This is a genomic window from Pseudoalteromonas sp. SR45-5, from assembly GCF_014163565.1.
GTDB lineage: Bacteria > Pseudomonadota > Gammaproteobacteria > Enterobacterales > Alteromonadaceae > Pseudoalteromonas > Pseudoalteromonas distincta.
Genome location: NZ_JACJDN010000126.1, coordinates 1 through 7,850, shown reverse-complemented (window position 1 = coordinate 7,850; position 7,850 = coordinate 1). Strand labels below are relative to the sequence as shown.

6 protein-coding genes and 1 pseudogene are annotated in these 7,850 nt (G+C 37.7%); 2 read left to right on the top strand and 5 right to left on the bottom strand.

Features of this window, described 5'->3' with window-relative positions:
• On the bottom strand, positions 1 to 673 hold a 673-nt coding region (locus tag H5072_RS06925; protein ID WP_182693094.1), incomplete at its 3' end, for a class I SAM-dependent methyltransferase.
• Between the two features lie 62 nt (positions 674 to 735).
• Positions 736 to 3,174, bottom strand: coding sequence for a TonB-dependent receptor (locus tag H5072_RS06920; protein WP_259395900.1), 2,439 nt, complete (start codon positions 3,172 to 3,174; stop codon positions 736 to 738).
• Between the two features lie 44 nt (positions 3,175 to 3,218).
• Between H5072_RS06920 and H5072_RS06915 the strand changes: the two are divergent.
• Positions 3,219 to 4,010: pseudogene (locus H5072_RS06915) on the top strand (ketopantoate reductase family protein); the annotation flags it as partial.
• Between the two features lie 40 nt (positions 4,011 to 4,050).
• Here H5072_RS06915 and thiI read toward each other — a convergent pair.
• Together thiI and H5072_RS06905 are read right to left on the bottom strand one after the other, a co-directional pair.
• Entirely contained in the window at positions 4,051 to 5,508 is a 1,458-nt protein-coding gene (gene thiI / locus H5072_RS06910) for a tRNA uracil 4-sulfurtransferase ThiI (RefSeq protein WP_024595947.1), read from the bottom strand.
• A gap of 375 nt (positions 5,509 to 5,883) precedes the next feature.
• Positions 5,884 to 6,549 carry a TetR/AcrR family transcriptional regulator gene (locus H5072_RS06905; protein ID WP_165744837.1) on the bottom strand — a complete coding sequence of 222 codons (666 nt, stop codon included), beginning with the start codon at positions 6,547 to 6,549 and terminating at the stop codon, positions 5,884 to 5,886.
• 198 nt (positions 6,550 to 6,747) lie between these two features.
• Here H5072_RS06905 and coaD point away from each other — a divergent pair, with 198 nt between their 5' ends.
• Positions 6,748 to 7,239: a pantetheine-phosphate adenylyltransferase gene (gene coaD / locus H5072_RS06900; RefSeq protein ID WP_039484868.1), complete on the top strand. Its 492-nt coding sequence runs from the start codon at positions 6,748 to 6,750 to the stop codon at positions 7,237 to 7,239.
• 32 nt (positions 7,240 to 7,271) lie between these two features.
• Here coaD and H5072_RS06895 read toward each other — a convergent pair whose 3' ends face one another.
• Positions 7,272 to 7,790: a hypothetical protein gene (locus tag H5072_RS06895; RefSeq protein WP_182693093.1), complete on the bottom strand. Its 519-nt coding sequence runs from the start codon at positions 7,788 to 7,790 to the stop codon at positions 7,272 to 7,274.
• Positions 7,791 to 7,850: the final 60 nt, after the last annotated feature.

The window sequence follows — 7,850 nt, the reverse complement described above, 5'->3', positions numbered from 1 at the left end:
CCATAAACCAGACTTGCTCCCCGTCATTATGTACCTCAAGAGACTGTATTTTTTGTATAATTTGTTTATTACGTTTATTAAAAGATAAACCTTCTCCACTAAGTTTTAAACTGATAATCGTAGCTAAGTCATCAAATATTTTCTCAGTTAAAAACCAACTTAAAATCTTTTTACCTCCTCGACAGTCATTAGTAATAACTGAATCAGGGTGATGCATCATTAAAATGATTTCCCCATTATCCTTTAGTACTCGCATTGCCTCTGGTAAAGATTCGCTCCACTTTGAATACTCAAAACCAAATTGACTAACAAGTAAATCAAATGAATTACTTGGATACGGCAGCAACTCTAGTGGAGTATTAAATTTAAATTCAACTTTATTTATTGCTTCATTTATTTCATCGGCACTACTAATAATTTTAGCTTTTTTAATATTTGCTAAATCACATCCGCTGACTTTTCCCTTAATATTATTGCGAGTTAAAATGCTTTGTATCCACAATGCTAAAGCACCTTTCCCTGTCCCTAAGTCAAGATAGCTCTTATTTTCTTTTTTATCTTTGACTACACTTTCCCAAAATATTAATACCTCTTCAGGGTATCCTAATGGACTGTTTGAATCACCAAAACTAGATAAAGCCTTAGTTATGTCCCAGTAATGATCCCAATGCATTTATTTTCTCCAAAAAAAAGAGTGACTTAAGAGTCACTCTTTAATATCACTAAACTTCTATCTTAAAAAGATTGTTTAAAGTTTAAGTACATTGTACGACCAAAACCTGAGTACAAGTTAAAGTTATAGTCACGACCATCATATGCAAAAAGTGGTGGCTCTTTACCGAATGCATTTTGTGCACCGAAGCTAACTTTACCGTTCCAAGGGGTGCTGTATGCAACTTGTAAATCATGCGTTACCCATGAAGGGATATGACCTTCACACTCACCGTCTGCTGTAATATCTTCACATTGGCTGTCAATCAGGCTTAGATTCCAAGTAAAATCAAAATCAGAGAATGAGTAGACATTTGATAAGCTAACACGCATTTGTGGAACACCTGGATCATCAACAAAGTTACGACCGCCGTCAGTGCTGTAATCAACAATGTGCGAAACATTAAGGTTAGTTCTTAAAGAACCCATGTCACCAAATTCAAACATTGAATTAGCTTTGAAATCGATACCAGATGTTTCTAAGCTACCATCATTACCAAAACCGCGCACGACTTGGGTAACAGCACCATTTGGTGAGCGAGATACTGTAAATGCTTCAGGAACTGAATCACCTCGTAGTCGAGCATCAATAATAGATTGCGAGCTAAATGCACGGATTCTGTTTGTGATTTCAATGTTGTAATAATCTACTTCAAACGAAATCGCGTCAGTTAATTGATAAACCGCACCTAGTGAATACTGATCTGATTGCTCAGATTGAAGGCCTGGATTAGCAATAACTAATGCATTAATTTGTGAAGAACAATCTGCAGCTTCACCAATTGCTAAACATGTAGCTTCATCAGACACTGAGTCAGCTGATTCAGCTGGTTGCTGAGTTAAATCAGGTAACGACGGAGCACGGAAACCTTTACCCCATGACGCACGAAGTACTAAATCATCAATTGGGTTATAGCGAGCTGATACTTTAGGTGAGAAGTCTGAACCGTAATCAGAATAATCATCGTAACGACCAGCAAAGTTAAGTTCAAACTCTTCAGAAACAGGAACTAATGCTTCAAAGAATAAGCCACGTACAGAGCGATCACCGCCAGCACTACTACCAGAAGAGCCACCTACTTGACCAGCTTCAGAAAGTGAATCATATTTATCAGCGTAATCTTCTGAGCGATATTCAAAACCTACGAAAGCTTGAATTGCACCCGCGTCTGTTTCCATAATATCGAATGCAGCATTAGCATAGAACTCTTCTTGGTTAAATTTACCTACACGAGAAGTAGTTACTGTCATTGCACTTTTAACTTCATCTGAAGCACCAAATGGGTCGTTAAGCATGTAAGTACCGTCTTCAATATATTGACGTGCAGTACTCCTTAGTATGTAACCACTACCAATATTGTTACTTTCATTTAATGTTTTACGAACACCCGCTTCAACAGACACGTTACCAATCATACCTGTCGTACCAAAGCTAATATCTTTAAGCTCTGATGAAAGGTTATTATCACGATTGCCTAGTGCAGCAAAACGATGCCAATAATCTAGACCTTGTTGCTCTAAACCTAGAGATGCGTCATATATCGGGCTGTTTGGATTAGTTGGGTTATTAGGGCTATCTTCACTAATATAAACAGTTGAAGATGCTGCATCATATGCTGTTGTATCTAGACCTGGTGCGTAGCGACCAAACGACTTAGTTTGGGCAATATTAATGTTTGTAAAGATGCTCCAATCTTCGTTCACTTCATAAGTGGCTTTAACAAAAGCAGAGCGGTTTTTAATAGAAGCTTCATCAGCAGAAACAGCTGCGAAGTTAAAACCACAACGAGCACCTATACGGTAAAAGTTTTCATTGCCTACACCTTCACATGTTGATTCTGGAGAAAAGAAGTCAAAATTACTAGCTCTGTTTCCTTCGTCATCTGTTGTGAATGTAGTGAAATTGTTAGAGTAAACTGAACCACCTGGGCTGTACCAAGGGAAGTCACGAGCGTAAACAATGTCACGACCGCTCCAAGATGCACCTGCAAGTACTGAAGCATTATCAGAAGATGCACCGAAAAGTACTGAACCGTTTTCACGATCCCCGCCTTCATGCTCAATGCGTCCAGAACCTAATGTTACCTCTGCACCATTAAAATCTTTACGTAAAATAACATTAATTACACCACCAATTGCGTCTGAACCATAAAGTGCTGATGCACCATCTGTTAATATTTCAACACGTTCAACAGCAGCCATTGGAATGAAGTTTAGATCTTGGCTTGAACCGGTAAGCGTAGACTTAGGTAAACGGCGACCATCAACTAATACTAAAGAGCGGTCAGAGCCTAGACCACGTAAACTAACAGTTGTAGCGCCTTGAGCAGAGCTACCTGATTGAGGGCGGAACGAACCCAGACTGTTAAATGTCGTGTTACGAAGCAAATCAGCTACTGAAGTTTCGCCACTAAGCTCAATTGCTGCACGGTCGATAACAGTAACAGGTAAGTCACCAGCCATATCAACACGTTTAATACGTGAACCAGTAACTTCAATTCGTTCTCCGCTTTTACAGCAGAGCTAAGGGTGCATCAAAAAAAATTAACGCAAAATTTATTTCATTAAATCAGTTAGATAAAGCAACTGAATTTGATGTAATTTTATTTACCGTTAAAGCTTTTCAAGTGCTTGATGCGTTTTCTCAAATAAAGCCATTTTTACCGACACATTGCTCTGTTGTACTTTCGCATAATGGAATGGGCAACGTTGATGAGATAAATAACCAGCTAAACACCCATCAAGCACTCTACTTTTTAACTACAAGCATAGCGGGCTTTAAATCAAACCAATACATTGTGCAGCACACTGGTGAAGGGCAAAGCGTGATTGGTGCTTGTAATGAATTAGCTTTTCAAAATAGTGCGCCAATAGCTGATATTTTTAATGTAATACCCAACCTAAAGTTTACTAATAACATTCAGCAGCTTCGTTTTGAAAAACTACTCGTAAATATTGCCATTAACCCATTAAGCGCTTTAAGTAATGTAAAAAATGGTGAATTACGCTCGCCTAAGTACAACGCTATAATTTTTAATGCACTCACTGAAGCATGCAATATAGCAAAGGTACAAGGGCTTAATATCCCATTGATTAAAGCACTTAATACCGCTTATAAAATAATGGAGTTAACGTCTGATAATTACTCTTCAATGCAGCAAGATGTTGCACATTGTAGAGAAACTGAAATATCAGCTATATGTGGTTATATTGGCCAGCAAGGTAAACTTCACAGTATTCCAACACCCTACAATGATGAGTTATTTGCTAAAATTCAGACAAAAAAAAGCGTGGTATAAACCACGCTTATATAAATTATTAACTTTAAGACGACAGACCTTATGGGCGGTAAACTTTTACCGTTTCAAAGCCCTGTTCGTGCAGCATAAGTGCCTGTAGTTGGCTCATTACACCTCTATCACAATATAAATAATAGTCAGTGTCTTTTGGTAAATCACCAAATTTAGTCGCTAAGCGAAAGAACGGCAAATGCACCACTTCCACACCATCGATTACAAGCGGTGCAGCTTCTTCTTCTTCTGGTGAGCGAATATCAATTACTACAGAGCCTGCAGGTAAATCAGCAACCGACTCAGCCTCTTTTAGCTCTTGCTTTGCTTCTACGTCAATATCGCGTACATCCATTATGCGCGCGTTATTTACTACGGTATCTAGCACATCAAAATCGAACTTTTCTTCTTCGGCTTCTATTACTTCAATTTTGGCTTTAACTGTCGGTTTTTTAGAAATAACACCACAATATTCAGGCATCGTTTCAGCCATTTCAGCTGTACCAATTTGGCGAGCAAGATTAATAATTTCTTGTTTATCATTTTGAATTAGCGGGCGTAAAATAAGCGTTTCAGTAACGCGGTCAATCACGCTTAAGTTTGCTAATGTTTGACTAGATACTTGGCCAATACTTTCACCTGTGACAAGCGCCTGAATGTTTAACTTTTCAGCCACTACACTTCCTGCTCGCATCATCATACGTTTAAGTACAACACCCATTTGGCTGTTTTCAACGTTTTCTAGAATTTCAGCAACAACAGGTTCAAAATCAACTGTTATAAATTTAACTTTATGTGTTGAGCTGTATTTTTTCCATAAAAAATAGCTCGCTTGCTTAACACCAATCTCGTGCGCTGCGCCACCTAGATTAAAGAATAAAAAGTGCGTACGTGCGCCTTTACGAATCATTTGATAACTTGCTACGCCAGAGTCAAAACCACCCGACATAAGCGAAAGCACGTCTTCTTGCGTTGGTAGTGGAAAGCCCGCCATACCAAAATGCGTTTGCGAAACAATATAAGCTTTATCGTCTTTTACTTCTAAGCGTATTGTTACTTCTGGACGGCTAAGTTTAACGCTTGCGCCTTCAATATGTTGATTTAGCCCACCACCAACATAACGCTCTAAATCAGTCGAGGTAAAGTCGTGCTGGCCTATACGCTTAGCACGCACACAAAAGGTTTTACCCACAATTGTATGACCCACTAACGCTATTGTTTTTTGATAGATATCATCGAGAGTTTCAAATTGCGTCTCAGTTACTTCAATAAACTGAACGATACCAGGTATGCGTTTAAGGCTGTCGATAAAATCAAGGCGAACTTGTGCATCTTCAAGCTTTGTAACAACTGAAATATTATCCCAGTTATTTCTTACTTGTACTTTTTCGTCAAGACGTCGCAATACAATCTTAATGTTATTTTCTAACACTTTAGTAAAGCGTTTACGGACCGAACGGCTTTTGATGGCTATTTCAGGATGTAGTTTGACGATAAATTTAAGCATAGTTCACTCTTAGACTGCGGGAATTCGCGCTCCCAGGCATTTGGCGCGCGATTATAGCAAAAAATCCAGCGTCTAGGAAACAACCAATAATTATCGACTAAGCAACCGCGAGGGCCTGTTTATCTTTCGAGGTTAAATTTGCAGCAGTGTGTTTGGTATTTTAGCAAGGCAGAGCCTATGTAGCGTGGTTATTCCCTATAAATAGGCGATAACGTAGCATAAATGCTAAACATACGCTGCTCGAAGGATTCTGCCTTAGGGCAATTAACTCTTTGTTGCCTACATAGATTTAGTCAGTAAGGTAACGCAGGAGCAGTTACCCTACTGGCTTACAAATCTCGCATCGCGATTTAATCGCTCCTAGATTGAAAAATTTTAATCTTGAAGGGTCACAGCCCCTAAGGCTTGTTGGGCTAACTCGGTGTATTTTTCGCGTAGCAGGTTCATTTTATCGATACTTTTATCGGTACTGTACGCTCTAAATAATGTAAGTACTTTTAAAATACCGTGATATATATCTTGCTCAGCAAGGGTACCGCTTGGCCTACGAGCCTTAATATAAGGCGTCCAAAAACTAACAGTTAACTTTAGTGTATGGGCTAAATCAATGACATCTTGCTCATCAATAGCAATCATTTCACTATCGCGAAGACCTAGAATAATTTTACGAACTTGCTCTAATAACTCTAACTGAAAATCAATGTAAGCTTGTTTTAGCTCAGTGTCTCTGGCGAGTATATCGCCAAGATTGTCATAAAAAAAATGGTAACGCCACATTAATTCAAATAACGAATCTAAATAAGCCGTTAAATGATTAAATGCATCATCATCTTTATTAATAGGTTTAAAGTGAGTATTTAAATGATCGCGATACAGCGCAAAAATATGACGGATAATGTCTTCTTTATTTTTAAAATGATAATAAAGATTACCCGGGCTCATCCCTAAGTTTGATGCAATATGATTTGTCGTTATTGCACGCTCACCATTTTCGTTAAACAACAAAATACTGGTGTGTATTATTTTATCCTTGGTATTCATATGCTAATACTCAAATTATCTATAGGCTACATTACACTCAAAAGAGGTAAACAGTATAAACAAATATGAATCATTAAAACACTCAAACCTTGGACTGACCTGTTCAAAGAAAGTAAGTGTTTATATGCTTTATTAGCTAGGCTGCTTTGTGGCATAAACACTGTTAAACTAGCGCTAAAATCATAAATAGTGAACATTATGAAAGTTATTGCAATTTACCCGGGCACCTTTGATCCACTAACCAATGGTCATACAGATCTTATTCAACGTGCAGCTAAAATGTTTGATACTGTATTAGTTGCGGTTGCGAACAACCCAAGTAAAAAACCCTGCTTTAACCTTGAAGAACGTGTTGAACTTGCAAACTCTATTTTAAGTCACTTAGATAATGTTAAGGTCATTGGTTTTTCTGGCTTATTGGCTGACCTTGCGCGCGATCACAATGCTAATGTGCTTATTCGTGGTATTAGGGCTGTATCTGATTTTGACTATGAATTTCAATTAGCTAACATGAACCGCCGCCTGAATCCTGATTTAGAAAGTGTATTTTTAACACCCGCAGAGCGAAATTCATTTATTTCATCAACGCTTGTTAAAGAAGTAGCACGTCACAATGGTGATGTAAGCGAGTTTGTAGACCCTGTAATTGTCAAAGCGCTAAAAACTAAACTGGGCTGTGGTGCCCAATAACACTTCCCGAATTAGCGCATAACTTGTATGCGCTAATTTGGCTTTTGTATAGATGATGATTTTAATTTTTTAATTAACCAAACAAGTTTTAGCAAATCTTTATTGATAATTAGTATTAGCGCCATAGTGATATCAATAATAGGCATAAGTAAACCATACAGCATCCACAGCCACCAAAAGTCCCGATTGCCATAAAGAGTATTATCAATATACATGCTCATAAACAGTGAGGCATTGATACCAAGCCCTACAATAAGATAATAAAATCCGTACGGTATTTTGCGTCCTAAAAAAATACGCCACATAAAAATAACTGCAATTGTTAGTACATCAAATATAAACATCTTTAAATGCGGAGCTGCAGTAGTTATGTCCATAAATAAACTAAGTGTGTACGAAGCCATCATAATAAAGCTAAGGTGAACTCGGCTTTTATCTTGCTTATTAATGGCAATTGATAGAGTGAACAAAAAAGAAAAAACAAACAGCCATGTAATAAGTATTCCAAAATATTCATTAACTGAATTTAATTGCCAAAATAGATCCTCCATTCTATTCAACCTTTTGATGAGTGCTTTTTCTACGATTAAGTAAATACCGTTTTAATGCAA